Here is a 26,874-nt window from a genome sequence, read left to right on the forward strand (position 1 = left end):
TGTAAGAGGGCCGTAAGAAGTGAGCGAAAAGGACCCCTACACTCGCGATCATGCTGCATGTACGGGTGATCGCACCGAGCCGGGTCGCCGAGCAGGCCCTGCGCCTGCTCGAGGCCGACGCCGCCGTCACGCACCTGGTCGTGCTGACCGGTGCCGCGCTGTCACCGCAGGGCGACGTGATCGAGTTCGACGTCGTACGCGAGGGTGCGAGTCCTGTTCTGGATCAGCTGCGCGAGCTCGGGCTCGACCGCGACGGTGCGATCATCATGGAACGGATCGACAGCACGATGTCGGCGTCGGCGGACCGTGCGGAGCGTGAGGTTCCCGGTCTTGGTGTGGACGCGGTCGTGTGGCACGAGATAGAGCATCAGACCGGTGAGGAGACGGCGTTGTCCGCGTCGTTCCTGGCGTTCATGACGGTCGCGATGATCATCGCGGCGGTGGGGGTGTTGCTGGATCAGCCGATCCTGATCGTCGGGTCGATGGTGGTCGGCCCGGAGTTCGGTCCGCTCGCCGCCCTGTGCGTGGGCCTCGTCCAGCGCAAAGCCTGGCTGGTACGCCGCTCGGCGCTGGCGCTCGGGGTCGGTTTCCCGGTGGGCATGCTCGTCACGGTCGGGGCTGTGTGGCTGCTGACGATCGCCGGGCTGGTGGACAAGTCGATGCTGCTGGCCGACCGCCCGCTGACCGAGTTCATCTGGCGGCCTGACGCGCTGTCCTGGGTCATCGGCTTCCTGGGCGGGATCGCGGGGATCCTGTCGCTGACCTCGGCCAAGGCCGGCACGCTGGTCGGCGTGCTGATCTCCGTGACCACGATCCCGGCGGCGGCCAACGCCGTCGTCGCGCTGACCTACGGCGTCCGGGACGAGGCGGTCGGCTCGGCCCTGCAGCTGCTCATCAACCTGGCGGCGATCGTGCTCGGTGGGGTGCTCACCCTGCTGGTGCAGCACACGGCGTGGCGTGGGAACCGCAGGCCGGTGACGAACCCGCCGGACGAGTGATCGCAGGGGCACACTCGCCCGGCCGGATCGTCCTCGCGGGTCAGGCGGCCGGCGTCCACCGTTGGGCCGCTGTGCCGTTGCAGGTGAAGATCTGCAGCCGGGCTCCGTCGGTGGTGGAGCTTTCCGGGTCGTCCAGGCAGCGGCCCGACTGCGGGTTGACCAGCGACGAGTTGGTGCTGGTCACCCAGCGCTGGGCGCCGGAGCCGTTGCAGGTCCACAGCTGCACCTTCGTACGGTCGGCGGTGCCGCCGCTGCTGACGTCCAGGCACTTGCCGAGGGCGCGCAGGGTGCCACCCGCTCCCGGCGTGTACGCCCACGACTGGGCCCGCGAACCGTTGCAGCTCCACAGCTGAACCGCGGTGCCGTCGGCCGTGCCGGCGTTCGACACATCCACGCACTTGCCGGCGATGCCCGAGCGGAACTCGGCGGTGTGCAGCTGGCCGGTCGAGCCGAGCGCGGTCTCCACGGCTGCCGCAGCCGCCCGCATTCCGGCTTCGTTGGGGTGATACGCGGAGCGGCCCGCTGCCGGGTGTCCTGTCTCCACCCACGGTTCGGCGGCGCAGGCGTCGTGACCGTGACTGACGGCGGCGAGGTCGACGAGGGTCGCGCCGGTCGCCGATGCCGCGTTCGAGGTTGCTGTGGCGAGGCGGGTTGCGATGCTGCGTTCGTACGCCAATTGGTCGGCATTGAGCGGGACCCCGGTGCAGCCGCCGGAGTCCGGCAGGATGGTGAAGTAGTTGACCAGGTAGACGTGGGCGCTGGGGGCGGCGCTATGCACCGCGTTCACGACGTTTTCGAGGCGGCCGCCCAGTGCGGTGAAGGCCTGGTCGATCGCGTTGCGGTCGACGCCTGCGCAGTTGCTGCCACCGTCGGCCTGGCAGGTGTAGGCACCGAGGCTGCCGAGGTAGTTCACGTCGTTGCCGCCGATGGTCACGGTGACCAGCTGGGTGCTGCTGCTGACCGCGTTGACCTGGGGTGGCTGACCGTTCTGGCTGGTGGTCAGCACGTTGGCCGTGGTGGCGCCGCTGCAGGAGACGTCGGTGAGGTTCGCGCCGATCTCGCGGGTCAGGACGCTGGGGTAGTTGTTGTCCGATCGGGAGCACGCGGAGGCGCCGGTGCCCGACTGCACGGGCTGGATTCCGGGGCCGGCGGCGAAGGAGCTGCCGATGGCGACGTAGTTGAGCCCGGACGCCGGGGCGGCGGCTGTCGGGGCGGCGGCTGTCTGGGCGGCGGCTGTCTGGGCGGGTGCGGCCGGAGCCGCCGTGGTCAGGGCCAGAACGGCGGCCAGCAGGACTTGTGGACCTGGCATCACATACCTCCGGTGAATGAGGACGTCATACCGACATCGTTGTCATAAACGTCGATGTCCGCCACCGTTAGATCGATGTTGGCCTATCTGCACCCGTACGCTTCCTGATCAAGCAGAAACGCCTACCGTACGACCATGGTCATTGCATTTCTGGGGCTCGGCGTGATGGGCGAGCCGATGGCACTCAACCTGGCCCGCGCCGGCACACCCCTGGTGGTGTGGAGCCGGCGCCGGCCGGCGAGCGACGAGCTGCGCGCCCTGATGGCACCGACCGCCGCCGAGGCCATCGCCCTCGCCGATGTGGTGCTGCTGATGCTGGCCAACGGTGCGGCCATCGACGCGGTTCTCGGCCGTGGCACCGAGCTCTTCGGTGCGGTCAAAGACAAGATCATCGTTCATATGGGTACGACCGCAGCTGAGTATTCCGCAGGCCTCGCCACAGACGTGATCGCCGCGGGCGGCCGGTATGTGGAGGCACCGGTTTCCGGCTCGCGTAAACCGGCAGAGGCCGCTCAGCTCGTCACCATGCTGGCCGGTGAGCCGGACGACGTGGCGGTTGTCCGGCCCCTGCTGGCACCGATGGTCCGCGACGCGATCGAGTGCGGCCCGGTCCCTCAGGGCCTGCTGATGAAACTGGCGGTCAACGTCTACCTGATCAACCTGGTGACGGGGCTGGCCGAGGCGTACCACTTCGCCGAACGGCACGGCCTCGACCTGGAACGGCTGACGGCGGTGCTCAACGCCGGCCAGATGGCCAGCGACATCTCCCGGATCAAGACGGTGAAGCTGCGCGACCGCGAGTTCGGGGTGCAGGCCGCGATCCGCGACGTCCACTACAACAGCGAGCTGGTGGCCGACGCCGCCCGGCGGGCCGGGATCGCGTCGCCGCTGCTCGACGTGTGCGAGCAGTTGTTCGGCGAGGCGGTCGCCCAGGGTCACGGTGGCGCTGACATGGCCGGGGTCGTCACCGCACTTGAAGCGCGTACCCGTCAGATCTCGCCTTAGGGCTCGGTGGTGCAGGCGCCGGGGACGGTGGCGATGACGATGACCTCGTCGAGGCGGGTGAGGCGGGCCTGGAGTTCCTTGATCTCGCGGGCCAGGCGCTGCCGCTCGTTGTGCAGCATCGTGACCGCCTCGGCGGGGGCCTCGCGGTTCTCGACGCAGGGAATCAGCACGGCGACGTCGCGGCTCGACAGGCCGGCCGAGTAGAGGTGCTGGATCAGCTCGACGCGTTCCTCCGCGTTCTCGGTGTAGACGCGCTGACCGCTGGTGGTACGAGCGGCGGCCCGCAACAGGCCCTGCTGCTCGTAGTAGCGCAGCGCGCGGGTGCTGACCCCGGCCCGGGCGGCCAGGTCGCGGATATGGATCACGGTGCCTCCAGCAGATGTCGGGCTTGTGTTGACGCCGGCGTCAACTCATACCGTAGGCCGGTCGATATCACCTACTACGCGGGAGTTGCCGCCATGGATATCAAGGACTCAGTCGCACTCGTCACCGGTGCCAACCGCGGGCTCGGACGGCATCTCGCGCAGCAGTTGCTGGAACGCGGAGCGGCCAAGGTCTACGCGACCGCCCGCCGCCCCGAACTCGTCGACCTCCCGGGGGTGGAGGTGCTCCGCCTGGACATCACCGACCCCGAGTCGGTGGCGCAGGCAGCAGCCGCCGCGCAGGACGTCACCCTGCTGGTCAATAACGCGGGCATCGCGACGTTCGCCGACCTGGTCACCGGCGACAAGGCTGCCATCCGGCTCGAGCTGGAGACGGCTTTCTGGGGGACCCTGGAGATGGTCCGGGCCTTCGCGCCGATCCTCAGGGCGAACGGGGGCGGGGCGATCGTCAACCTGAACTCCGCGATGTCCTGGGTCGCCGCGGACCGGGCCAATGCCTACCACGTGGCGAAGGCGGCGCAGTGGGCGCTGACCAGCGGAGTCCGGCTCGAGCTGGCGTCGCAGAACACGCGCGTGGCCGGCGTGTATCTGGGCATGACGGACACCGGTCACCAGCAGTGGTGGGACGGCCCGATGGGCGACCCGGCCGTCGCGGTCGGCGCCATGCTCGACGGGCTCGAGGCGGACCAGTTGGAGATCCTCGTCGACGACCTCGCCACCGGGGCGAAGGCCGCGTTGTCGGCCGACCCGCGCGACTTCTACCCGGCGGCCGCCTGACGGGTCCGTGAGGGGGGTTCTGGCGTTACCTGAATCGGTGGAGACTCCCAGGTCTTCGTGATCGGCGGTTCCCTGTAGGCGGACCACGAATCACGAGGAAAGGCCACACCCCGATGCGAGCGACATATATGTACGGTGCCGGCGACGTACGTGTGATCGATGTGCCGGACCCGAAGATCGAAGAGCCCACCGACGCGGTCGTACGCATCGTCGCGGCGTGTGTCTGCGGCAGCGACCTGCACCCGTACCGGAGCATGCCTGGTAGTGGGAAGGGCACGCCGATGGGTCACGAGTTCGTCGGCGTGGTCGAGGAGACCGGATCGGTCGTGTCGGGCGTGCAGACCGGTGACCTGGTCATCGCGCCGTTCGCGTGGCAGGACAACACCTGCGAGTTCTGCCGGGAGGGGTTCCAGACCTCGTGCCGGCACGGCGGGTTCTGGGCGGCCGGCGGCATCGGTGGCGGTCAGGCCGAGGCGGTCCGGGTGCCATTGGCGGACGGTACGCTGGTCAAGGCGCCGGTCGGCGAAGATTCCGCGCTCATGCCCTCGTTGCTGACGCTGTCGGACGTGTTCGCCACCGGTCACCACGCCGCAGTGCGCGCCGGCGTCAACCAGCGCACCACCGTCACGGTGATCGGGGACGGCGCGGTCGGGCTGCTCGCGGTGCTGTCGGCCAGGCGGCTCGGTGCGGAGCGGATCATTCTCATGGGCCGGCACAAGACGCGTACCGATCTGGGTCTGGAGTTCGGCGCGACCGAGGTCGTCGCCGAGCGCGGCGAGGAAGGCATCGCGAAGGTGCTGGAGCTGACCGGCGGCGACGGCACCCACACCGTCCTCGAATGCGTCGGGCACAAGCCGGCGTACGAGCAGGCCCTCGGTGTCGCCCGGGTGGGTGGTGTGATCAGCCGGGTCGGCGTGCCGCAGTACGACGACGGCGACATCGGCTGGAACCTGTTCGGCCGTAACCTCACCCTGACCGGTGGGCCCGCTCCGGTCCGCCACTACATCGACGAGCTGCTGCCCGACGTACTCAGGGGTGCGATCAATCCGGGCAAGGTCTTCGACCGTACGGTCCCCCTGGAGCAGACCCCCGACGGCTACCGGGCGATGGACGACCGCGACGCCCTCAAAGTCCTCATCCAGCTCTGAGCGAGGAAACCATGGAAAAGCTGAGCAAGCAGGATTCGGTCAAGGGACCGGAGAAGATGTTCACCGGTGACGTGTACTTCGACGTCATCGCCGCCGGGACGGAACCGTCACGGGTACGGGTCAACACCGTACGGTTCGCACCCGGCGCCCGCACCGCCTGGCACAGCCACGCGGTCGGGCAGACACTGCACGTCACCGAGGGGATCGGCCTGGTGCAGGCCCGCGACGGCGAGATCATCGTCATGCGCCCGGGTGACACGGTCCACACCCCGCCGGGCGAATGGCACTGGCACGGCGCCGCCCCCACCCACTTCATGACCCACCTGGCGATCTGGGAGGGCACCGGCGACGGCAGCCCGGAAAGCACCTGGGGCGAACTCGTCACCGACGCCGAGTACGGCAGGGGAGTACTTCCGACCGATACTCCCTGACCTGCGGCTTTTCGCGATCGGGCCGGTGGTCTTCGCACGCGGGCGCCGGCCCGGTACCACCATTACCACCACGATCTGCGCATACCGCTGGCCGCACGTGACGATGCGGTGACCGGTTCGTTACGGTCAGGCCTCGCCCGTACCCGGAAGGGCAGGCATCGGATGACCAGCGAGAACGATCAGGTGACGGCGGCCTGGTTCGACGTGATGCACGCCTTCGCCGTCCACACCACCGGCGGGCGTAGTGAGTCAGGCCCCGGTGGCACCCGGTTGTTCGTCACGGCCAATGACATCTCGCTGGAGAACGGCGTGTTCAGCCCCGGCGAACCGGACGAGGCCGAGGTCGCGGTGATGGCCCGCCGCATGGCGGGTTCCGGGTGGGACTTCTGCCTTCAGGTACGAGGTGAGCCCGGCCCCGGAATCCTCCGCGTCGCCGACGATCACGGCCTGCGCGAACGCGAGGTGCTACCGCTGATGTCCTGCTCGGCCGCGGGCGTCCGATACGCGACGGCGCCGAGGTCCACGGCGGTCATCGACGTCGTCAAGGTCAGCGATGCGGAGCACTACGCGGTCACCATGGCGGCGGCTTTCGAGGCACCACGCGACGTTTTCGGCGCGCTGCTCGACGGTGAGCTGAAAGCGAGTGGCTGCACGGGCTATATCGCCGTCCACAACGGTGTCGCCGTGGGAACGGGCCTCGGCGCGATGTCCGGTGACCAACTCGGGATCTACAACATAGGTACGCTGCCGGAGCACCGCCACCGCGGCCACGGCCGGGCAATCAGCGAACGGGTCCTCCGCGATGGATTCGCAGCCGGCGCCACCCGCGCCTTCCTGCAATCCAGCACCGAAGCCGTGCCGTTGTACGAGTCCCTCGGCTTCCGCACTCTGGAGACCTGGACCTACCTGTACTGACGACTGATCAACGTCAGGAGCGTCACGGCGTGCCGGGGTCTTCCACTCCCCAGAGGGCCAGCACGGCGCTGCGCTCGGCTGGATCAGTCAGCCACCGTCCAGCTTTCCCCTTATCGGAGGGCAGGTCGCTGTTCAGGTTCACCAGGGCTCTACGGACAGCGGCGTTGGTGACCCGGCGATGCCGGTGATCCCGGCGGTACAAGGCCATGTAGCGACTTTTCTGGCTTCCGAACTCGCCGGGCGTACAGTCCACCCGGCGGCCAACACTGGTGACGTGATGGCCTCGGACATCGACCACGATCTCACCGACCCGCAGCATGGTCTGCGGCTCGGCGGGCGTCCACCGGGTCCGGCGCAGCATCGTGCGGACCCGCGCCATCAGCTCGCGCGGGTTGTACGGCTTCATCAGGTAGTCGTCCGCACCGGCGTCGAGGCCGAGCAGCAGGTCGTCCTCGTCGCGGCGAGCGGTCAGCATCAGCACCGGGACGTTGCTCTCCCGGCGCAGCACCCGGCAGACCTCGATGCCGTTGAGCTGGGGCATCATCACATCGAGCACGAGCAGGTCCGGCCGGGACCGCCGGACCTCCTCGATCGCGTCCACGCCGCCATGCACGACCGGGGCGCGGTATCCGCTCGCCTCCAGATACCGCCGGACCACCTCGGCCTGCCGGAGGTCATCCTCGGCGCCGGCCTTGCTCCGGGAGAGGCCGCCGGCGAAGCCGATCTTTCGGTGAACTCAGAACGGTGCCGGCCCACGGCCTGCCAGCGACATCATGAGCTGCGACGCAAGAAACTTGCGCACGCCGGTGACGGCAACCGCTCCGGTCTGCTCGTAGGGCAGTTCCAGCTGCACTTCGTCGCTGACGTCCTGAAGCTCTGCGGTGGCTTGATTCGGGCGGAAGGTGCCGCTCCAGGTGGTCTGACCGCCACTGTAGTTCGTGCTGAGTGAAGCCATACCGGCGAACGGGGTCCCATCGGCGAGGATCAGCCTGGCCGGGCCTGAGTAGGTCGTCATAGCGGCAGCCCGCAGCGGCTCTGCTCGCGTCGGGGCCAGCCTGCCACCTCGACAAAGGTGTTCCTGTGCGAGCGCTCGAAACCTCGGCTGTCGCTCAGCGAGCCGTTAATGCTCAACGATGCCATGTCAACCTCCTTGCGACCATGTGACCAGCGCGATAGTAATCGTGCGACCCCAGAATATCTATGCCTGAGGTAACAGATTTGGTGGGCATGTAACGACGCCACCGGCAGCCTAGAGGGCCCGGCCGGGTCGTCACGAAGGGGTCCGAAGCTGCGCGTGCCGGCGAGCGCCGGTGCGGCCGGTGACGGCTGAGCGAGCTGATGCCCGCCTAGGGTGCAGATGCGAGCGCTTCCTTCTATCCCGTTCAATTCGGGAGCCGTCGCGCAAGCGGCGGAGTTGGTATCTCAGCACACGCGCTTTCCTCGGCCCTGCCAGATCTCGCCGTGGTGAAGGCGAACGGGGCCGGTCTGCCGAGGAGGTAGCCCTGTCCGTAGCCGACCTGGAGTTGCCGGAGCATCTCGTGTTCGGCGTGGGTTTCGATGCCCTCCGCGATGAGTGCCGAGCCGATCTCGGCGGCGAACGCCACCAGGGACCGGGTCAGGGCCTGCCGGATCGGGTCGGTGTCGATGCCGCGGACCAGGCCGATGTCGAGCTTGATGATGTCGGGTCGTAGTTGCAGGATGTGGCGGAAGCTGGCATAGCCCGCCCCCGCGTCGTCGATGACGATCAGCAGGCCGGCCGCGCGCAGCCGTTCGGTGACGGAGATCAGTTCCAGGTAGTCGTTGACCGGGGTGTGCTCGGTCAGTTCCACCGCGATGCGGCGGTCGGCGTACGCCAGGAGCAGATTCTGCACCCGGTCGTCGAGGACGGCCTCGGCGGAGGCGTTGACGTTCATCATGGTGTTGCCGGGGAGTTCGTCGATCCGGTCCAGGGCCCGGCGGATGGCCAGGTGCTCGAGGTCGATGCCGCGCCCGTAGCGCGTGGCTGCGGCGAACGCCTTGTCGGGGGTCGGGAACTGGGCGTGGGTGAAACGGGACAGCGCTTCGAAACCCTCGGAGGAGCCGTCCTGGAGCCGGACGATCGGCTGGAACGCCATGTGCAGGGCGTGCTCGTCGAACAGGGAGTGGACTGCGGTCTCGGTGGGGTCGGCCTGGCGGTGGGGAGTCGCCGCCGGGTCGCCGAGCCGGTCGGTGATGAGCCCGGCGATGAAGGTGAGGAACCACGTCGAGCGTTCATCGAGGGTCGGTTCGGGATGCCGGCTGACGCAGCAGAGCATTCCGGCGACCGCGCCCGTCCGATCGTGCCAGGGCACGCCGGCGTAGGCCCCGAGGCGCAGTTCGCCGGTCACCGGCAGCTCGCGGGCCACGAGATGCCGCCTGGTGTCGGTGATGACGGCGGGGACCGCGCCGGCGAGGACCCGTACGCAATAGGAGCCGTTGAGGTCCGTGCCCCGGCCCACCTGAACGTTCATGGCCTCGGTCTCGCCGCTGGCGGCAATGATGGTCTGTTCCTCGCCGGTGAAGCGGGACAGCCAGGCGACCTCGGTCCCGAGGTGCTTCCTGGCCTCGGCCAGGAGCTGTTCGATCTCCTTCAGGGCGTCCACCGGCGTACCTCTCGACGTGAATGTGAGTGGCAGCCGGCCCGCTCGGATGGCTACAGCCCTGATATCGGTCGGTCAGGACGTGTCACCAGGCAAATCGCCGGTCAAAGCCCGATCGGATCGGGTTCTGCCGCGCCCGATGACAGCCGGCGCCGTCAGGTGCGGGGCAGGAGCGCGCGCATGGCGTCGATCTCCGCGGTCTGTTCGTTGATGACGTGCTTGGCCAGGCCGTGGACGTAGACGTTGCCGGTGGGGCCGTCGAGCAGAGAGCGGGACATGGTGATGGCGCCCTCGTGGTGTTCGATCATCAGGCGCAGGAAGATGGCCGGGGCGTCCGCGGTGCTTGCCTGGTCGAGGCTGGTCAGTTGGGCCTCGGTCAGCATGCCGTGCCCGGGGCCGGGGCTCGGTGGCGGTGCTCCCCAGGCGGACAACCAGGCGTTCGTCTCGTCGATCTCGCGTTGCTGGTCGTGGGCGACGAAGTCGGCGATCAGGCGGATGCGCTCCGGGACCTGCGGCTTGGCGATCAGGGCGCGGCTCATCCGTACCGCCTGCTCGTGGTGGTCCACCATCATCTGCGCGAAGTGCACGTCGGCGCCGGAAGGCGCGACCACGGACGCCGAGGCCGGTTTGTTCTCAGGGGTGGCGTTGACGAACGACACTGCCAGGCCGGTGAGGGCCAGGACCAGAGCGACGGCCAGGCGGCGAAGAACCACGATCAAATTCCTCAATGACGACGGGTACGGGGTGAGCCGGCCCGGTCATCGTCGACCGGGCCGGTGTCACGTCAGTCCTGCGAGGCAGACGGTTCTGCGGAGGGTTCCGCGGAGGGTTCGTTCGGGTACGGGTTGCCGTTCACGTTCTCGCGGCCGTCCGGGGCGATCGGGTTGATCGCCGTGAAGTCGCGGGGGAGGAGGTCGAAGCCCTGCCAGTGCATCGGCATCGGGCTCTGGTCCTCGTCGCGGGGGACGTGGTGGAAGCCCACGCGGACCCACATCACCGGGTCGGCGAGCTTCTGCTTGTCGCTCGCGAAGTCGATGAGCGTCTTCTTGTCCAGCGGGCACTCGGGGTCCGAGAGGTTGTCGCTGGCCCACTTCTCGCACAGGTCGGCCTGGGTGAACGTCACGTCGGGCTGCGTCTCGGGGTGGCCCTCGTAGGGGTCGTCGGCGCCGAGGCCCAGCTCGTACGAGCGCTGGTGGCCGTCCGCGTTGAGGCTCGTCTTGCTCGCCAGGCGCCACCAGCGGCGGTCCACCTTGGTGAAGTTGCCCTCCTTGGCGATCGTCTTCTTCGTGGTGGTCAGCTTGGCGGCCATGGTGCCCTGTCCGTCGAGCTTCGTGTCGAACTGCTCGACGGTCTCGCCGCCCTTGCCGCCGATGTTGAAGTCGACCCGCCAGAACGCGCTGTGGTAGTGCATGGACGCGTAGTCGCGGGCCTGCTTGCCGATCGGCCAGCCCCGGTCGGCCTCGGAATACTCGCCCGGAGCCAGGTCGCCGGTCGCGCCGAGGCGGGCCGAGATCTGGCCGGTGTCGCCCAGGCGGTACTCGGAGACGTACTCGTACCAGCCGACCTTGCTGATCGTACGCAGCACCAGGTCGTGCCCCTGCTGGGAGTAGACGGTCTCCTTCTCCTCCCCGGTCTCCGGGTCGTAGTCGTAGTCGTGCAGGCGGTTCGCCAGGCCGGCCGGCTCGGCGCTGACACAGAGCAGCCCGCGCTGCTGCGGGTCCTCACCGCCGTCGGAGCCCGTACGCACGGACCCGCCCTTGCAGTCGTCCCCGGTCAGCGTCTCCATGTCGTAGCTGCCGAAGCCGTACGAGGTGAGGTCGTTGTACTCGGTGTCGCCGGTGTCGTACGGCACGTTGAGCTGGGCGAGCCGGATCGAGTTGAGCACCTGCACGGGCTCGGGCTGACGCTTGGTGGAGACGAAGGCGTTCGTCAGGACCAGCCCCGCCCGGTCGTTGACGCGCCAGCAGAGCTGCCAGGTCGTCCCGTTGGGCAGTGTCTCCTTGACCATCGCCGCCGTGCCGCAGGGTGCGGGCTCGGGGGCCGCCAGCGCTGGGGCCGGTGCTGCGAGACCCAGGGCTGCCGCGGCCAGGATCGCGGCGGCGCCGGCACTCTTCCGGTACGTCATGCTGCCGGGATCCCCGTTCACGTGAGGCGGGCGACCGTGCGCCCGGACAGGTCGATGATCAGGTCGTTCACGCTGATGAAGCGCCCGTCGGCGGTCTCCACGATGAGCTGCACGCACCGCTTCGCCCCGCACTGGCGCGCACCCTTGTCGGCCGGCCTGGCGGTGTAGATGTGAGCGGTGACGGTGAGCCCCTCCTTGCCGGCGAGCTCCTTGCCCGCGGCCTTGCGGTAGGCAGCCTTGAACTCGGCACCCAGCGGGTCGGCCAGCAGCAGGTCGAACGCCACGGACGCCTCCTGCTTCGAGGCCGGCGGCTGCATCCCCGCGGCGGAGAAGGACCTGGCGAGCTTGCCCGTCTCCAGATCGACGACCTGCTTGATCAGCTTGTCGGTCTTGTAGTCGTAGTAGTACAACTCGGCCTGCCGGCCGGTGTCCTCGTCAAGATCGGCCATCAGATACTCCGGCCCGGCCTTGCCTGCCGCGTCACGGGCACCCGACGCGAGCTGCGGGGTGACGGCAGCGGCGCGGGCCTTGTCGACCTCGGTACTGGTCAGCGCATCGCTCCCGGCCCCGGCGGCCGGCTCGGGCCCGGCACTCGGGTCGGACACCCGCGGCAGCGTCAGCGGCGGACTCGACGGCGTACCCGGCGACGCGTTCGCCTGCCACGACGCCACCCCGAAGGCGGCCACCGCGGTGACGCTCGCGATGCCGAGCCCCCACCCCCACTGTCTCAAATTGCGCACTGTCGACTTTCCTCCCTGCTCGGCGGTCCGCCGTGGACCTTGCCGACCAGGGTGTGAGATAGGCGTAAATTGATGTCTTTCTAGTAACGGTGATCGATGCCCCAGATCGGGTTGCCCAGATCGGGTTGCCCAGATCGGGTTGCCCAGATCGGGTCGTCCGGATCGGGTTGCCCGGATCGGGTTGCCCGGATCGGTCGGTCGCAAGTCGGTGTCGTCGGACGCGTTGCGGCCGGGCCGGGCCGGGCCGGGCCGGGAGCGGCGGCATCCCTGCCGGCTGCGACCACGTCCCGGGGCCGGCAGCACCGAGCAGGTGCTGGGCGAGCCGGTTGGCCTCGGTGAAAGGTTCGCTGCGCATCACCATGACTCCATCTCCCCCCTCTGTGGTGCCATCGGGAAGATCGGAGGCGTGACGCCACCGACACGGGGTACCGGTCAGCGGTGGACGACGGGGCGGATGTCGGCAGCCGGCAGTGGGAACGGACCGTCGCGGTGATGCTATCGACGGTTGAACAGCTGCGGCTGACCGCGCAGATCCTCGGAACCGCTGCGGCGGCGGCACCGAACCCGGAGACGGCGGCGCGGCTGCAAGCCCTGGCGGACGACGTGTCAGCGCAGGTGGAGGACATCCAGCGGCGCGCGGACCACTTGACGGGCGGCGATTGCGGCGGCTCGTGACCGCCCGCAGGGAAAGGCCAGGCACGCCCGGCAGGCCCGGTGGTGCGCCCGGCAGGCCCGGCATGTCGTGTCGGCCGGGTGGAATGGCCAGCGAGCATATGGCCGGGACGCAGAACGAGGGCCCCGGCGCTGTCGAAGCGCCGGGGCCCAAGGGTTACGGGACTAGATACACCATCTACCGACAGAAGCGTCGGATTGTCGTTTCCACACCAGCCCTGTGTAAGGGTTTCGGATGTGAGGACCGCATAAGCGTGACCGGAGACCACCTCTCGTTCGATGGAAACTGCGGTGTCCGCGCCCAACCCCGAAGTGCGGTTGGTGGCGGGCGATCCAACGGTGCAGGACCCTCCCTTTCCTCTGACTTCCTTTTCCTTCGTGCTGTCCGCCGGTGTCGGAACCCCACGCGACTTCATGGCTCCGGACACGTGCGACGAACTACTCCTGCTTGCGGCGGGGCCCTGAAACACCTTCGGCCACGCCACCTGGATCATCCGGGGATCGTGAAATCCCGACCTCCGGGGTGTTTCCGAACTTCCTTGCCAACTACCACATCTGGCACGTCAAACTTCGCCGTGCCTGAGCCGGGGCGTTGTCGGTCCGGCTCCTTCGCCCTGGTGGGCGGTGCTCGTCTGCGTCTTTATTACTTCTTCGTTCGACAGGAAGAACGTTAACCCATGTCCGCCAGAAAATCTAGTCCGCAACGCGGAGATTTTCTGGGTGCCGGATCTGAAGGCCGAGGAACAGGGGCTTCAGGCCGGGGTCTGGCGTCGATGATCGGAAGCGGCCACCTCGTCCGTGCTGCTGACGGCCCAGAGTTCTGTGCGGGGGTCGTAGAGAATGATGCTGCCGTCGTTCAGCACGATCCGGTCGTGGTAACTGTCCGGGTCGGCGGCGGTGGTGGCCTCCTGGTCGAGTTCCGCGAGGGCCGGGATGATGTCCGCGAGAAGGATCGGCATCGTCATGGACGGCTCGGCGAAAGCGCGGTTCAGAGTGTCGGCGACGTCGTGGGCGGTGGCGGTCATCGTGATCCTTCGTTGTTCGCTCATGGGGCCGTAGCCGGTCTGCTGGCAACTCTGCCCGCGATGGGTCGCACCCATGCGTGGTGAGAGCCTTCGACCTGTCAACGACGCCACCACGCTGTCAGCGGGAGGACCACCAGGTGGATGAGGTCGTGGCGGTGAAGCCCAGCGACTCGTACAGGGGACGGCCCAGCCGGGAAGCGGTGAGCGTGACCGGCAGGTGTGCCAGCGGGGCCAGGGAGCCGAGCATGATCGCGCGGCCCACGCCACGCGAGCGGTGGGCGGCGGGGGTGGCGACCCAGTAGTGGCTGCCGAAGCCTTCCGCTGTCACGGTGACGCAGGCTCCGGCGGGGGTGCCGTCGAGGTATGCCAGGAACACGTCCACGCCCGGCCGGCCGAGCAGCGGCATCGGGAAGAATTCGCCGGCGCGGTACGGCTCGAATCGCGTCAGGTCGAAACCGTCGAGCACGACACGTTCGGCGGCGTGCAGAGCGGGCTCGTCGCGTACACGGATGATCGGCATTGCTGGGGTGGGGGTGGCGCCGGGGGTGCGCAGCATGATCGGCATCTGCCAGCTGCGGAGGCCGAGGTGGCCGAGATCGGTGGCGCTGAACGGGTCCTCGGCATTGACAGGGCCCGGGGCCTCGCGGGTCAGGGTGGCGATCTCGGCCAGGTCCGGTGCGCCGAGGACCGGTTCCTGGATCAGGATGCGCAGGCCCGCGCGCTGGTCACCGGCGACGGCGAGGAAGCCCGGGCGATGGATCAGCGGGTGGCCGCGGGCCAGGCCGGTCGCCGTCCAGAACGCGGCGGAGTTGCGGGCCTGGCGCCGTGCGGCCTCGGCGGGGGACAGGGGCATGGTCACCTTTCGATCGCGCCGATCAGCTCGGCGAGGTGCGCGCCGGTGGCGTCGTAGAGGGACGGGCCGAAACTGACGCGGGCGACGCCGAGCCGGGCCAGCTCCGCCACCGTGCGTCCGCGGCCGGCGAGGATGTTGACCGGCACGTCGATGGCCGCGATCAGGTCGGTGATGTCCCGCTCGTCGTTCATCAGGATCGGGTACACACAGTCGGCTCCGGCCTCGTGGTAGCGGCGCGCTCGCCGGATGGTCTCGGCCAGGCGGGCCGCGGGCTCACCGGTCCCGGCGAGGTAGGTGTCGATGCGGGCATTGATCACAAGATCGACCCTCGAGGTACGGGCGGCAGCGCGCACATCCGCCAGAAAGCTCGACTGACGGTCCGCGTCGAGCAAGGTGCCCGTACGCGGATCGGAGTCCTCCAGATTGCACCCCGCGGCACCGGTGGCGATGAGACGCTCGACCAGCTCCACGGGGGCCAGCCCGTAGCCGCGCTCCACATCGGCCGTCACAGGCACGTCGACCGCCGCGACGATGCGAGCCGTCGCGGCGAACATCTCGCCGGGCGGGGTGTCCTCCCCGTCCCGGTAGCCGAGGCTGCCGGCCACCGCGGCGCTGCTGGTGGCGACCGCGGGCAACCCGGCCGCCGCGACGAGCCGCGCCGACCGGGCGTCCCAGGCGTTGGGCAGAACCAGCGGAACACCCGGCCGGTGCAGGTCCCGCAGCTCGGCGACCTTCGTCACGAAAGGGGCCAGGGGCGGGCGGTGGCGCCGAGCATGTTCCACGCGTTGATGACGGTGATCGACCAGATGAGCTCGGCCAGTTCCACGTCGGTGAACTGCGCGGCCGCCCGGGCGATCGTGTCGTCGCCGACCGGGGCCTCGCTGAGCCGGGTCATCGCCTCGGTGAGTTCCAGGGCGGCCCGCTCGCGGGCGGTGAAGAACGGTGCCTCCCGCCAGACGGGCAACGCGAACAACCGGCGCGGGTCGTCGCCGCCCCCGGTCGCGTCCCGGGTGTGGGTGTCGACGCAGTAGACGCAGCCGTTGATCTGCGAGGCGCGGGTCCGGACGAGTTCCAGCAGCCCGGTCTCCAGCCGGGTGTCCCGCGCCGCGGCGTCGAGAGCGTTCATGGCTTTGTCGATGTGCGGGGCGAGGTCGCCGACGGCGACGCGGATCGGGATTTCCTTGATCACGAGGGACATGAGACGACCGTAGGGCGCAGATTGGATCCTTGCTAAGGTCCACTCTCGTGTCAGATTCTTGGGCCAATTTGGGTGTCGATCTCCACCTCGACCTCGGCGCCGGCGGGAACCGGCGTTCCCGGGTGGAGCAGGCACTGCGCGACGCCATCCGGTCCGGGCGGCTCGCTCCGGGAGCGCGGCTGCCGTCGACCCGGGCGCTGGCCGCCGAGCTGAGCCTCGCCCGCAACACCGTCGCCGCTGCCTACGAGCAGTTGATCGCGGAGGGCTACCTTGCCGCGCGTCCGGGTTCGGGCACCACCGTCGCCGCGCAGGCCGCCCCGCCCGTCCCGGTTGCCCGGCCCGCAGCGCTGCCCGCGCCCCGCTTGGACCTGCGGCCCGGCAGCCCCGACGTGACGACGTTCCCGGTCGAGGCGTGGATCCGTGCCACCCGGCGGGCGCTCTCCCGGGCGCCGGCCTCGGTCTACGACTACGGCGACCCGCAGGGCCGCCCCGAGCTGCGCACCGCCCTGGCGACGTACCTCGGGCGCACCCGCGGCGTGCTCGCCGATCCGGACCACATCGTCATCTGCTCCGGCTATGTCCAGGCACTCTCGCTGCTGTCCGGTGTCATCGGCGGCGCGATCGCGATGGAGGATCCCTGCCTGCCGTTCCACCGCGAGATCGTCCGGCATGCCGGCGCCGACGTCGTCGCTCTTCCGGTGGACAGCGACGGCGCCCGCACCGACCTGCTCACCGGCGCCGTCCGGGCCGCGGTCCTGACCCCGGCACACCAGTACCCGATCGGCGTGACACTGCAGCCGGCCCGTCGCCACGCCGCCGTCGCCTGGGCCCGGGACCACGGCGGACTGCTGATCGAGGACGACTACGACGGTGAGTTCCGCTACGACCGGCAGCCGGTCGGCACCCTGCAGGGCATGGCGCCCGGGCAGGTCGCCTACATCGGCACGGCCGCCAAGAGCCTCGGCCCGGGTCTGCGGCTCGCCTGGATGGTGCTGCCCGGCCCTCTCGTCGAACCGGTCAGCCACGCCAAACGGCTCAGCGACCTGCACACCGAGAGCATCGGGCAACTCGCCCTCGCGGACCTGATCACCACCCACACGTACGACCGCCACATCCGCACCCGCCGGCTGGCCTACCGCCGCCGCCGCGACCTGCTCGCCGACCGGATCGGCAGCCGTCACCACCTGCTCGGCATCGCCGCCGGCCTGCACGCCCTGCTCCAACTCCCCGGCGACGGGCCCGGCGAGGACGAGATCGCCACCCGCGCCGCCGCCGACGGGCTCGCCCTCACCACCCTCGGCCCTCATCGGCACACCCCGGCCACCACGGGCATGCAAGGTCTCGTTCTGGGGTACGCCACCCCGCGCCAGGCCGGCTACCTCGCTGCCCTCGACGTGCTGGCCAGGACGCTCGTGGTGGGGGGTGCGGCTCCGGCCGTTCCGCCGATGTGACGGATCTTCGTCCACAGTAGATTTTCCCTGGTGGACGCGGTCTACTTCAAGACCCTGACCACCAAGCCGGACGGTACGCCCCGCACGGAGGCCGCCGCCGGGCCGCTGGTCTACCGGGTCACCAACGTGTCCACCGGCGAGGCGACCAGGGCCGACGCGAGCTCGAGCGGGCTGATCACGCACCACGACGACGGTTCACAGACCTGGCTGCTGAGCGGCCCGCTGCTGGTCCGGTTCCGGGAGGGCAACGGTAACCTGCCCCGCGGGCTCTACGACCTCACCGGCGTCGCCTGGCGGATCGACATCAGCGCCGACGGGCATCTCACCGTCTCCGGCGGCTACCGCATCGCCAAGGACGTCTGCGCCACGTTGAGCTGAGCCCCGTCGGCGCGCCCACGTCCAGGTCGGCGGGGTGGGCGCGCACAATCCGTTGAGCAGGGGTGACTCGTTCCGAGAAGGGGAGCGGACCTGTGGCGGGGGAGTCGGTCATGTCGTATGTCGTGGATTTTGTCACCGTGTCGACCGTGGGGCTGGAGTCGTCGCCGGTGGCGGACGCGCTCGCCGGGCTGCGGGCGAACGAGGCTCGTTACTTCAAGAACAAGTACGGCCACGTGTTCACGGTCGAACCGGCCGAGGACGCCGTGCCGACCGTCGAGTGGGTGACTTCCATCCTCGAGCAGGAGCGCGACATCGAGATCTCGTCGCGGCCGCTGGAGGCGACCGGGTTCGAGGTCGAGAATATCCGGATGGCGTACGTCTTCTACGAGAGCGGCCTGTCGATCAACGTGATGTACGGCCTCGGCGAAGCCGGGAAGCGTGCGGTCGGGTTCAAGCTGTCCGACGGGATGGACGTGCCGTCGGAGCTCGCTTCGTTCAAGTTCGCCCGGCAGAAGTCGAAACTGGCCGGGACCATCCGTGGTTCCTACTTCGTCATCAAGAACGAGCACTGACAGGTAGTCGCGCCCAGACGACTTTGCCCTCCGGGCAGGTGCGGACACCCCACTGCTGAGAGATCGCGTCGATCAGCCGCAGTCCTCGGCCGCCGGCCCGGAGCGGGCCGGGGTGTGGGGTGAGCGGGACGGTGGTACTGCTGTCGCCCACCTCGACCAGGACGGTTCCGGGCTGGATGCTGACGATGAGCTCGCCGTGGCTGTGAGTGTGCTGACTGACGTTCTGGACCAGCTCGCTGATGACGATCATGACGTCGTCGATCCACTCCGCGTCGGGTTCCTGCCCTGCGGCGGGCCGCAGAGCACTCCGGGCACTGTGCCTCAACGGCAGCGCGGGCGCGCCGTGACGGAACTGATGCCGGAGAAGTTCCACCGTGCCGTTGCCCTCCCGCATGGCGTTCACCTGCCCGCGATCGGGGGCAGATAAACGGACGGGGCCGTTTCTGATCGGCGGCGGGCCAGCTCATCGATTAGCCTGGATGCGTGGATGCCAAGACGGTGATCACCGTCGTCACCATCGCCATCTCTCTCGTCTCGCTGACCGTTTCCGGTCTCATGGCTTTCCGGCAGATAAGAACAGCAGTCGACGGGTACGCCCTCCCGGTGGTCCTCGGCGTCTTCAGCCAATTCCGGACGCAGAAATTCTTCGACGCCCAGCAGTTCCTGTTCGATGACCTGAACCGGGACTTCGACCCGGACACGCCGTACACCGATCTCCCGCTGGCGGCGCGGTCGCACATCCGGATGGTGGCCGGCCTCTACGACGACCTGGGCAAACTGGTCGCTCACGGGATCGTCCGGGAGGAGCTGGTCATCGGCTCCAACGGCATCCAGGCCCGGCGGATCTGGGAGGCGGTCGAACCGTTCGTGCTGGCCGAGCGTCGCAAACGCAGCGGCAACCTGTGGATCTACCTCGAGGATCTGGCCTTCCGCGCCACCCGCACACCGCCCCAGGTCATCCACGCGAAGCTGGGCCTGCACCGCTACACCATCTCGACCGGCCGAGTCCTCCCCCGGCCGCGACGCAAGCCCCCTGCACCCTCCGACGGTGGATGACCCCGACGCCACGGACCGGCAAGCCCGGACGGTGGTCCGCGCCGAGAAACTCGGCAAGGTCGCCGCCGAATCCCGCCCCCACATCATCGTGGCGATCGAAGGATGACCCGTGGTGCCGCGCGGTCAGGCGGGCCGGTGTTCCAGGTTGGCCAGACTCACGATCAGAAGCGGTATGGGCACTGCGGCAGTCCACCAGGAGTCGATCGCCGCCGGCCCGGCTGCCCCTGGTAGAAGCCAGGGCGAGTGGTCTCCGGACAGGAACAGCGATGCCGCGATGAGGGCGCCCTGTGCTGCGGGGCCGACCAGGGCGCCGGTCAGCGAATGCGCTCTTCGCGCTGCCACGGCGGCGCCGGCCACACCGGTCAGCCCGCACACGGAAGCCTCGGCTGCCAGATCTGCGAACGGCAGGCCGCCCGCGGGGAGGCTGCAGGCGGCCAGCGAGAACAACGCCAGCCATACCGCGATCACTGGTGTGAGGGCGACGACGGTTCTCAGCCACTGCCGCAGCCAGCGAGGTGTCGGTGTCGCCGCCACCGGGACGAACGGCTCGATCAACGCGAAGCACGCGCCCGCACCGAGGAGGAACCCGGCGATGCGCAGCGCCCATACCTGGCTTGCCGGCGCTGCCGCTCCGACGACGGCGGGAAGGCAGGCCAGCAGTGACAGCGTGACGGCGGTCGCTGTGGGAGCCCAGGGGACCGTCCGCGTCACCGGAACGGTGAGCAGCGCGACCTGGCGGATTCGCAGATACATGGCGGGTCAGCCCAGGTGTGACATGGCAGCGGCCCTGTCGGCGGCGGGTTGCGCCATCTGCTGGCGTCGTACTGCGACCACCGCAACAGTGAGGGCAATTGTCACGACAATGGTCGCCCACAGGCGCCAGTGCCGGGCAAGTGCTGCGCCGATGACAACGGTCAGCAAAGCGACCAGGTAGAGCACGTGCCAGCCGGTAGCGTCCGGGGCCGCCGACCGGTCCAGGACGATCGGGAAGAGCAGCCACGGCAGGTCTCCCGGGCCCGATCCGAGGATCGGCAGCGTTGCGAGCACGGCCGCCGCGGCGAAAAGGGTCAGGGGACCAGCCGGGGCGGAGGGCCGCCAGAGTCCCGCTGCGATACCCAGGGCGGCACCGGCCATGGGTGCCACCACCGGCTCGGCGACGAGCCAGGGGTCGAAGCTGCCGGACAGCCGGGACGGGACCAGGATCAGAAGCTCGACACCCTCCGCCAGCAAGCCCGCCGCGGCGGCGACGGGGAGGAATGCGAACAGGGCGATCGCCCTGCGCCGGGGCGATGCGGGAAGAGTGCCGGTGAACTCGGCGGCGCCGTGCCGGTGGTCGCGGGATGTCGCGAGATGTCCGATGAGAAGGAGAAAGGCGGCCAGGACCAGGGACGCCCTGCCTGAGTTGGCGGCAAAGGCCTCCCACGTGGGGTTCGCACCACCGTTCCAGACAGCGCAGAGTGCCACAGCCAGGACGAACCCCGCCCATAGTGCCGCCCTGTGCGCCAGCAGCCGGGCTTCCGTCGACGCGAGCAGCCGTGTCGCCACCCGGGGCGACACGGGAGCGGCAGTCATCGGATCGTCCCTGCCGCCGGCGCCGGCCCGAGCAGCTTGAGGTAGCCGTCCTCGATGGAGGGCGGTACCGCGACACCGTCCGGCGGCTGCGGGCCGAGAGTCCGGTAGTCGCCTTCCGCCGTGCGCCAATACATCGTCCTGCCCTCCGGCGGCCCGGCCGACCTCCACACCTGGCCCTCGGCGAGCTGCGCCAGCGCTCGTGGCGCACCGTCGAAGACAGCGCGACCTTCCCGCAGGACCACCACTCGTTCACAGAGGGCTCCGGCATCCTCGGTCTGGTGGGTCGAGAGCAGGACCGTGCGGGTCTCACCCAGCCGCGAGATCAACGTACGGAAGAACATGCGCTGTTCAGGGTCGAGCCCGACCGTCGGCTCGTCCAGGATGATCAGATCGGGGTGCCCGAGCAACGCCTGTGCCACGCCGAGGCGCTGCCGCATACCGCCGGAGAGCTTGCGAACCTTGACATTCGCGCGATCGGACAGGCCGACCTCCTCCAGTGCCCGGTGGACCTCGGCACGGCGCATTCGCGGATCGACGATCTCCTTGAGCACAGCGACGTAGCCGAGCAGTGCTGCCGCGGAGAAGTTCGGATACAGCCCCGGGCTCTGCGGCAGATAGCCGAGCCGGCGGCGCAACGCGGTTCGCTGGCGCGAGTCGGCGGGGTCGAGCCCGTACGCCTCGATCCGGCCGTGGTCGGGTGCCAGCGCCGTCGCCAGGCACCGCAGCAGGGTCGTCTTACCGGCGCCGTTGGGACCGAGCAGGCCGGTGACTCCCACACCGATCTCCAGGTCGAGGCCGTCGAGCGCGACGGTGGCGCCGAAGCGCTTGTGTAGCTCGCCCACGCGTACGGTAGTCATCGGTTCTCTCCCGGATTGAGATGGCGACGCCGTAGCGTCAGGACAACGATGGCCGCGATCACAGCCACCAGGTAACCGGCCTGAGCGGCCGGGCCGAAGAGGACACCCTGAACCAGCGGCGCGGAAGAACCTGCGGCGAGCGCGACGAGCAACCATGTGCCGCCGAGCAGGCCGGCCGCCCTGGCCAGCGGCAGCACGGTCGCCAGGGCCAGCGTGCCGACGCAGAGCAGGAACGCCGGCAGGAGCCAGGCGACCGCCCACCAGCCCGGCCCGGGCGACGCCACCGCGGCGATCATCTCCATTCCCATGGCCGGGCCGACGACGGCCGTGGCTCGCCACAGGACCAGCGAGGGACCAGCCATCGGCGTGGCCGACGTGATCTCGTGCATCGAATCGGCGGGCGGGCCGTACGCGGTGGCGACCGCGAGCACGGGCAGCACCGGCGCGAAGACGAGGAACAGCACCAGAGTGGTACGCGCGGCGCTCTGACCGGTGTACGCGGCGGCCACCGCGAGAGCCAGCACCGCCGCCGTCGCCGCGAGGTAGGACCAGCGCAGAGCCGGTGTCGCCGCGAGTAACCGGACACGGTGCTCAGGCAGGCCCGCCCGGCGCAGAAGCCACTCCGCACGCCCCGGCCGGCCGGTGACGATCGTGTCGGCGACCGCCAGCCAGGTGCGGTCGAGCCGGGCGGTGTCCGCGGGAACGGCCGCCCGGCAGGCAGCACATGCCTGTACGTGCGCGTCGACCGCCATCACCCGGCTCGGGGTGAGCGATCCGCGCTCGTACTCCTGCAGCAACTCGGCGTCAACGTGCCAGGTCATGCTCTCTCCTCGCGAAGTCAAGCCAGCAGCTCCCGCAGCCGGGCCCGCGCTCTCATCAACCGGGTCTTCGCCGTGCCCTCGGCGACGCCCAGGAGCAACGCGGCCTCCCGCACCGTCAGGCCGTCCAGCGCCGTGGCCTGGATGATCGCCCGCAGCTCCGGGGACAAGCGGTCGAGGGCAGCGCCGAGATCCCCGTGTTCGATCCGCAGCAGAACGAGATCCTCGGCCGACGGCACGGTTTCGTCGTCCCCTCCGGTGGCGTCCCCGACCCAGCGTTGTCCTGGCCTGCGCAGTGTGCTGACCAGACGCCGGAAGGCGATGGTCCACAGCCAAGCTGCCGCCTCGCCGCCGCCCTCGCGATAACGGTGAGCGTCACGCCAGACGGCGACGAACGTGTCCTGCACGGCGGCGTCGACCGCGTCGGGGTCCGCGCACCGGCGCGCGAGTCGCAGCCGCATCCAGGGGGCATGGCGCAGGTACAACAGACGCAGCGCGCCCATGTCCTCGGCCGCCACCGCGCGCAGCAGCTGAGCATCGCTGGACTGCTCGGTCACCGGAGCGGCCGGTGGCTGTCTTCTCCGCCTCACACAAGGACTATCGCGGAGCGAGCCACAAATGGTTCACGGCCGGGCGTCAGCCGGGCGAGACCAGGCCCATCTCGTAGGCGACGATCACCAGTTGGATGCGGTCGCGGGACTCGAGTTTCGCGAGTAGCCGGGCCACGTGGGCCTTGGCGGTGGCTGGGCTGATGAAGAGGTCGGCGGCGATTTCGGCGTTGGACCGGCCGCGGCCGACCAGTGTCAGCACCTGCCGTTCCCGGTCGGTCAGGCCGGCGGAGGAGCGGTTGGCCGGGGTGGGACCGCGGCTCGAGGAGTGATCGGCGAAGTGATCGATCAGGCGCCGGGTGACGCTGGGAGCGAGCAGTGCGTCCCCGGCGGCGACCACGCGGATGGCGTTGAGGATGTCGTCCAGTGCCATGTCCTTGACCAGGAAACCGCTGGCGCCTGCGCGGAGCGCGGCGTAGACGGATTCGTCGTCGTCGAAGGTGCTGAGGACCAGGACGCGGCTGGGCGCCGAGCCGGTGACGACGTGACGGGTCGCTTCGATGCCGTCCATGACCGGCATGCGGATGTCCATGACGATGACGTCCGGCTGATGTTCCTGAGCGAGCCGGACAGCCTCCGCACCGGTGCCGGCCTCGGCGACGACGCCCATGTCGGCGGCACTGTCGATGAGGACCCCCAGTCCACTGCGGATCAGCGGCTGATCGTCGGCCAGTAGCACGCGGATGGTCATGGGATCGGGGGCGACAGGACGGGGAGGGGGAGCCGTGCCAGGATCCGGAAGCCGCCACCCGCACGCGGACCGGCCTCGAACTCACCACCGAGCAGGCTGACCCGTTCCCTCATGCCGGACAGGCCGTAGCCGAACTGAGGCCGGCCGCCGCGGCCCGCATCGATGATCTCGATCAGCAGCTCGCCGGTGCGGTGCCGGACGACGACGTCGCAGCGATCGGTGCCGGCGTGCCGGATGACGTTGGTGATCGATTCCTGAATGATCCTGTACGCGGCCAGATCGATGTCGGGTGCGAGCGGCGCCCGGTCGCCGTCCCGGCGCAGGCTGACCTGAACGCCGGCATCCGCGGCCCGAGCCACCAGCGCGTCGAGGTCAGCCACGCCCGGGACCGGTTCTCGCAGTTCCGGGCCGGATCCGGGGTCGGAGCTGCGCAGGGTGCCCAGCAACCGGCGCAGCGCGCCCGCGGTCTCCCGGCTGGTCTCCTCGATGGTCGCCAGAGCGTTGCGGGCCTGGTCGGGCTGGGTGTCGAAAACGCGGCGTCCCATCCCCGCCTGGACCGAGATCACTCCGAAGCTGTGCGCGATCATGTCGTGCAGTTCGCGGGCGATCCGCAGGCGCTCCGCCTGCACCGCTTCGGTTTCGGCCTGCTCGCGTCGAATGGTCGCGTAATTGCGGCGTTGCCGGACAGTATTGCCGATCAACCAGGCAGTGGCGATCGCGAGGATCTCGACAATGGCCACCAGGGAAACGTCGAGCAACGATCCGTCGGCTGTCGCCAGAGCCTGCACGACGGCGGTCAGGGCCGCGGCCGGCAGAACCCGGCGCGGCGGCTCGGCGGCGGCGGCGAATCCCACCACGACGTCGGCGGCGACCATCAGCGGTATCACCAGGCCCGAAGAGGGCTTGATCAGCATGACGAAGACCAAGCCGGCCACCATCACCGCGAGCACGGACAGGCGCACGCCGGTGCGTCCTCGTACTCGGTCGGCGGGCATGCAGCCGAGTCTATCCGCACTGCTGGAGCCACACATCAGCTCCCGGGCGTAAGCCCGGAGGCTACCTGCCGACCCTGGTTTTGTGGTCCGCGGGCCAATGCGCGTGATGCCCCTGTCACGTCAGCCTTGGGTCAGGAACAACGACGTCGTACGGCCTCTCCGGCGACCCTTGAAAGGAAATCCCCTCCATGGCCACAATTGGCGAAAGGGCCTTCCGCGCCCACGATCGGGTCGCCGGCCGGCGCAATTCGGCGGTCACCGGATTCGCAGTCACCGGATTCGCGGCCGCCGCATTGCTCGCGATTGTCACGTCCGGTTTCTTCTCGCCGTCGTACGGCGTCGCCCTGAGTCTCATCGCTGTGGGCATGCTGGTCCTGGTGTGGCTGGCTCTGCAACGCCGGGTGCACATCATGAGGGTGCCGGACGTGTATCGGATAGCGGTGATCTGGGCGCTGCCCCTCACCGTGGCGCGCCCGCTGTTCAGCGGCGATCTGTGGAGCTATCTCGCGCAGGGGTTGACGGCAGCGAAAGGACTCGACCCGTACACCCTCGGGCCCGCGCAGGCACTCGGCCCGGACTCGGCGGTGACCCAGCATGTCAGCCACTACTGGGTCGACACACCGGCGCCGTACGGGCCGGTCTGGCTGACGGTGTCGCGTGCCGTGGCCGAGATGGCCGGGGACAACCTCCTGCGGAGCGTGTTGTTCTATCGCCTGATCGCGCTGGCCGGTGTGTTCCTCATCGGCTGGGCGCTGCCACGGCTCGCACGGCGCGGCGGTGTGTCACCGGTGCCCGCCCTGTGGCTGGGTCTGCTCAACCCTCTCGTGCTGTGGCATCTGGTGGCGGGCGCGCACAACGACGCCCTGATGATCGGCACGATGCTCGTCGGCATGGAACTGGCGCTCAGCGCCCTGAACCGCGACGAGCAAGGCGGATGGAGCCGGTTCGCGGCCGGAATGACGCTGCTGACGATCGCGGCGTGCATCAAGGTGGTGGCGGTCGTGGCGATCTGCTGTGTGGCCGCTGAGCTGGCGCGCCGCTACGGCCGCCCGGTCCGTTCGGCCCTGCTCGTACTGCTCGGCGCCGCGGCGGGCATGACCGTGTTCTCCAGCATCGGCGGATTCGGCTGGATCAGCGCCATGAGCAGCAGTACGACCGTCTACAGCTGGATGTCGCCCACCACCGGCACCGGTCTGCTGATCGGCCTGGCGTCGGGCGGCAGGGACACGGCGGCCGTGGTCACCGTCCTCAACATCGCCGGTCTGGCAGTCTTCCTGCTCCTGGCGCTCCGGTTGCTGCTGAGCGTCTACCGCGGCAGGATCAGCGCTCTGCGATCGCTGGGCCTCATCTTCGCCGCCATGCTGCTGTGCGCGCCGGTCGTGCAGCCCTGGTACCTGCTCTGGGCACTGCTGCCTCTCGCCGCGACCACGCACCGGCACCGGGCGCGCGTCGTCATGATCGCCGTCAGCGCGGTGGTGGCCCTGGTGACGCCACCGCTGGCGGCCGCGGCGCCGCACCTGGTCGTTGGCTACCTCATCGCGATCACGGTGCTGGCCGCGACGGCCGCGATCCCCGCCGTACGCCGGCGTTGTCTCCTCCCCATGACACGCCGGCCGGCAGAAACTCCGGCGACGGTCGGTTCCACCGTGGTCGCGGCCCGATGAACCCGATGGGTCTGG

General features: G+C 69.5%; 32 protein-coding genes. 12 read left to right on the forward strand and 20 right to left on the reverse strand.

Features of this window, described 5'->3' with window-relative positions; all coding sequences use genetic code 11:
* Positions 1-50 precede the first annotated feature (50 nt).
* On the forward strand, positions 51-998 hold the full coding sequence (locus Ahu01nite_RS30160) for a DUF389 domain-containing protein (protein ID WP_203840059.1): 948 nt from the start codon (positions 51-53) through the stop codon (positions 996-998).
* Positions 999-1,038: 40 nt separating this feature from the next.
* Here the strand turns inward: Ahu01nite_RS30160 and Ahu01nite_RS30165 are convergent, their stop codons facing one another.
* Positions 1,039-2,307, reverse strand: coding sequence for an SGNH/GDSL hydrolase family protein (locus Ahu01nite_RS30165; protein WP_203840060.1), 1,269 nt, complete (start codon positions 2,305-2,307; stop codon positions 1,039-1,041).
* A gap of 135 nt (positions 2,308-2,442) precedes the next feature.
* Here Ahu01nite_RS30165 and Ahu01nite_RS30170 point away from each other — a divergent pair, with 135 nt between their 5' ends.
* Positions 2,443-3,312, forward strand: coding sequence for an NAD(P)-dependent oxidoreductase (locus Ahu01nite_RS30170; protein WP_203840061.1), 870 nt, complete (start codon positions 2,443-2,445; stop codon positions 3,310-3,312).
* Here Ahu01nite_RS30170 and Ahu01nite_RS30175 read toward each other — a convergent pair.
* Complete coding sequence (locus Ahu01nite_RS30175) at positions 3,309-3,677, reverse strand: MerR family transcriptional regulator (RefSeq protein WP_438874844.1); 369 nt, start codon at positions 3,675-3,677, stop codon at positions 3,309-3,311. The two genes, Ahu01nite_RS30170 and Ahu01nite_RS30175, sit on opposite strands and share 4 nt — an antisense overlap.
* A gap of 93 nt (positions 3,678-3,770) precedes the next feature.
* Between Ahu01nite_RS30175 and Ahu01nite_RS30180 the strand changes: the two genes are divergently transcribed.
* The 4 genes from Ahu01nite_RS30180 (at position 3,771) to Ahu01nite_RS30195 (ending at position 6,966) form a co-directional block, all read left to right on the forward strand.
* Complete coding sequence (locus Ahu01nite_RS30180; protein WP_203840062.1) at positions 3,771-4,472, forward strand: SDR family oxidoreductase; 702 nt, start codon at positions 3,771-3,773, stop codon at positions 4,470-4,472.
* 113 nt (positions 4,473-4,585) lie between these two features.
* Complete coding sequence (locus Ahu01nite_RS30185) at positions 4,586-5,620, forward strand: zinc-binding dehydrogenase (RefSeq protein ID WP_203840063.1); 1,035 nt, start codon at positions 4,586-4,588, stop codon at positions 5,618-5,620.
* 11 nt (positions 5,621-5,631) lie between these two features.
* Entirely contained in the window at positions 5,632-6,051 is a 420-nt protein-coding gene (locus Ahu01nite_RS30190; RefSeq protein WP_203840064.1) for a (R)-mandelonitrile lyase, read from the forward strand.
* Between the two features lie 162 nt (positions 6,052-6,213).
* Complete coding sequence (locus Ahu01nite_RS30195) at positions 6,214-6,966, forward strand: GNAT family N-acetyltransferase (RefSeq protein ID WP_239159250.1); 753 nt, start codon at positions 6,214-6,216, stop codon at positions 6,964-6,966.
* 22 nt (positions 6,967-6,988) lie between these two features.
* Here the strand turns inward: Ahu01nite_RS30195 and Ahu01nite_RS30200 are convergent, their stop codons facing one another.
* The 6 genes from Ahu01nite_RS30200 to Ahu01nite_RS30225 form a co-directional block, all read right to left on the reverse strand.
* Entirely contained in the window at positions 6,989-7,690 is a 702-nt protein-coding gene (locus tag Ahu01nite_RS30200) for a response regulator (protein WP_275411792.1), read from the reverse strand.
* A gap of 12 nt (positions 7,691-7,702) precedes the next feature.
* Positions 7,703-7,981: a hypothetical protein gene (locus Ahu01nite_RS30205; RefSeq protein ID WP_203840065.1), complete on the reverse strand. Its 279-nt coding sequence runs from the start codon at positions 7,979-7,981 to the stop codon at positions 7,703-7,705.
* A 367-nt stretch (positions 7,982-8,348) separates the two neighbouring features.
* A complete protein-coding gene (locus tag Ahu01nite_RS30210; protein WP_239159252.1) occupies positions 8,349-9,587 on the reverse strand; it encodes an EAL domain-containing protein in 1,239 nt (412 codons plus the stop codon).
* Positions 9,588-9,739: 152 nt separating this feature from the next.
* Complete coding sequence (locus tag Ahu01nite_RS30215) at positions 9,740-10,297, reverse strand: DUF305 domain-containing protein (protein ID WP_203840066.1); 558 nt, start codon at positions 10,295-10,297, stop codon at positions 9,740-9,742.
* A gap of 71 nt (positions 10,298-10,368) precedes the next feature.
* A complete protein-coding gene (locus Ahu01nite_RS30220; RefSeq protein ID WP_239159253.1) occupies positions 10,369-11,709 on the reverse strand; it encodes a copper amine oxidase in 1,341 nt (446 codons plus the stop codon).
* 17 nt (positions 11,710-11,726) lie between these two features.
* Positions 11,727-12,449, reverse strand: coding sequence for a hypothetical protein (locus Ahu01nite_RS30225; RefSeq protein WP_203840067.1), 723 nt, complete (start codon positions 12,447-12,449; stop codon positions 11,727-11,729).
* A 438-nt stretch (positions 12,450-12,887) separates the two neighbouring features.
* Here Ahu01nite_RS30225 and Ahu01nite_RS30230 point away from each other — a divergent pair, with 438 nt between their 5' ends.
* Positions 12,888-13,124 carry a hypothetical protein gene (locus tag Ahu01nite_RS30230; protein WP_203840068.1) on the forward strand — a complete coding sequence of 79 codons (237 nt, stop codon included), beginning with the start codon at positions 12,888-12,890 and terminating at the stop codon, positions 13,122-13,124.
* Positions 13,125-13,873: 749 nt separating this feature from the next.
* Here the strand turns inward: Ahu01nite_RS30230 and Ahu01nite_RS30235 are convergent.
* From Ahu01nite_RS30235 to Ahu01nite_RS30250, 4 genes are all read right to left on the reverse strand, one after another.
* A complete protein-coding gene (locus Ahu01nite_RS30235; RefSeq protein WP_203840069.1) occupies positions 13,874-14,146 on the reverse strand; it encodes a hypothetical protein in 273 nt (90 codons plus the stop codon).
* A gap of 118 nt (positions 14,147-14,264) precedes the next feature.
* Positions 14,265-15,005 (reverse strand): GNAT family N-acetyltransferase, encoded by a 741-nt coding sequence (locus tag Ahu01nite_RS30240; protein ID WP_203840070.1) that lies wholly within the window; start codon positions 15,003-15,005, stop codon positions 14,265-14,267.
* Complete coding sequence (locus tag Ahu01nite_RS30245) at positions 15,002-15,739, reverse strand: isocitrate lyase/PEP mutase family protein (protein WP_239159254.1); 738 nt, start codon at positions 15,737-15,739, stop codon at positions 15,002-15,004. The genes Ahu01nite_RS30240 and Ahu01nite_RS30245 overlap by 4 nt, the downstream gene beginning before the upstream one ends.
* Positions 15,736-16,197 carry a carboxymuconolactone decarboxylase family protein gene (locus Ahu01nite_RS30250; RefSeq protein WP_203840071.1) on the reverse strand — a complete coding sequence of 154 codons (462 nt, stop codon included), beginning with the start codon at positions 16,195-16,197 and terminating at the stop codon, positions 15,736-15,738. Before Ahu01nite_RS30250 ends, Ahu01nite_RS30245 begins: the two co-directional genes overlap by 4 nt.
* A 47-nt stretch (positions 16,198-16,244) precedes the next feature.
* Here Ahu01nite_RS30250 and pdxR point away from each other — a divergent pair, with 47 nt between their 5' ends.
* From pdxR to Ahu01nite_RS30265, 3 genes are all read left to right on the forward strand, one after another.
* Positions 16,245-17,648 (forward strand): MocR-like pyridoxine biosynthesis transcription factor PdxR, encoded by a 1,404-nt coding sequence (gene pdxR / locus Ahu01nite_RS30255; protein WP_203840072.1) that lies wholly within the window; start codon positions 16,245-16,247, stop codon positions 17,646-17,648.
* Between the two features lie 30 nt (positions 17,649-17,678).
* Entirely contained in the window at positions 17,679-18,026 is a 348-nt protein-coding gene (locus Ahu01nite_RS30260; protein WP_203840073.1) for a hypothetical protein, read from the forward strand.
* A gap of 110 nt (positions 18,027-18,136) precedes the next feature.
* The gene (locus tag Ahu01nite_RS30265; protein ID WP_203840074.1) at positions 18,137-18,598 is read left to right on the forward strand and encodes a DUF8821 family protein; all 462 of its coding nucleotides are present in this window, start codon (positions 18,137-18,139) and stop codon (positions 18,596-18,598) included.
* Here Ahu01nite_RS30265 and Ahu01nite_RS30270 read toward each other — a convergent pair.
* Positions 18,582-18,992 carry an ATP-binding protein gene (locus tag Ahu01nite_RS30270; protein WP_203840075.1) on the reverse strand — a complete coding sequence of 137 codons (411 nt, stop codon included), beginning with the start codon at positions 18,990-18,992 and terminating at the stop codon, positions 18,582-18,584. The two genes, Ahu01nite_RS30265 and Ahu01nite_RS30270, sit on opposite strands and share 17 nt — an antisense overlap.
* 89 nt (positions 18,993-19,081) lie before the next feature.
* On the opposite strand from Ahu01nite_RS30270, the gene Ahu01nite_RS30275 reads away from it, so the two are divergent.
* Positions 19,082-19,654 carry a DUF4760 domain-containing protein gene (locus Ahu01nite_RS30275; protein WP_203840076.1) on the forward strand — a complete coding sequence of 191 codons (573 nt, stop codon included), beginning with the start codon at positions 19,082-19,084 and terminating at the stop codon, positions 19,652-19,654.
* A gap of 123 nt (positions 19,655-19,777) precedes the next feature.
* Here Ahu01nite_RS30275 and Ahu01nite_RS30280 read toward each other — a convergent pair whose 3' ends face one another.
* The 7 genes from Ahu01nite_RS30280 to Ahu01nite_RS30310 are packed head-to-tail and all read right to left on the reverse strand — an operon-like array spanning position 19,778 to position 25,195.
* On the reverse strand, positions 19,778-20,407 hold the full coding sequence (locus Ahu01nite_RS30280) for a hypothetical protein (RefSeq protein WP_203840077.1): 630 nt from the start codon (positions 20,405-20,407) through the stop codon (positions 19,778-19,780).
* 6 nt (positions 20,408-20,413) lie between these two features.
* A complete protein-coding gene (locus Ahu01nite_RS30285) occupies positions 20,414-21,226 on the reverse strand; it encodes a hypothetical protein (RefSeq protein ID WP_203840078.1) in 813 nt (270 codons plus the stop codon).
* Entirely contained in the window at positions 21,223-22,083 is an 861-nt protein-coding gene (locus Ahu01nite_RS30290; RefSeq protein ID WP_203840079.1) for an ATP-binding cassette domain-containing protein, read from the reverse strand. Before Ahu01nite_RS30290 ends, Ahu01nite_RS30285 begins: the two co-directional genes overlap by 4 nt.
* Entirely contained in the window at positions 22,080-22,904 is an 825-nt protein-coding gene (locus tag Ahu01nite_RS30295) for a zf-HC2 domain-containing protein (RefSeq protein ID WP_203840080.1), read from the reverse strand. The genes Ahu01nite_RS30290 and Ahu01nite_RS30295 overlap by 4 nt, the downstream gene beginning before the upstream one ends.
* A gap of 17 nt (positions 22,905-22,921) precedes the next feature.
* Positions 22,922-23,491, reverse strand: coding sequence for an RNA polymerase sigma factor (locus Ahu01nite_RS30300; RefSeq protein WP_239159255.1), 570 nt, complete (start codon positions 23,489-23,491; stop codon positions 22,922-22,924).
* Between the two features lie 46 nt (positions 23,492-23,537).
* Positions 23,538-24,200, reverse strand: a complete 663-nt coding sequence (locus Ahu01nite_RS30305) for a response regulator (RefSeq protein WP_203840081.1) — start codon at positions 24,198-24,200, stop codon at positions 23,538-23,540.
* A complete protein-coding gene (locus tag Ahu01nite_RS30310) occupies positions 24,197-25,195 on the reverse strand; it encodes a sensor histidine kinase (protein ID WP_203840082.1) in 999 nt (332 codons plus the stop codon). Before Ahu01nite_RS30310 ends, Ahu01nite_RS30305 begins: the two co-directional genes overlap by 4 nt.
* A gap of 188 nt (positions 25,196-25,383) precedes the next feature.
* On the opposite strand from Ahu01nite_RS30310, the gene mptB reads away from it, so the two are divergent.
* The gene (gene mptB / locus Ahu01nite_RS30315; RefSeq protein ID WP_203840083.1) at positions 25,384-26,859 is read left to right on the forward strand and encodes a polyprenol phosphomannose-dependent alpha 1,6 mannosyltransferase MptB; all 1,476 of its coding nucleotides are present in this window, start codon (positions 25,384-25,386) and stop codon (positions 26,857-26,859) included.
* Positions 26,860-26,874: the final 15 nt, after the last annotated feature.

Source organism: Winogradskya humida, assembly GCF_016862215.1.
In the GTDB taxonomy this organism is placed as follows: Bacteria; Actinomycetota; Actinomycetes; order Mycobacteriales; family Micromonosporaceae; genus Actinoplanes; species Actinoplanes humidus.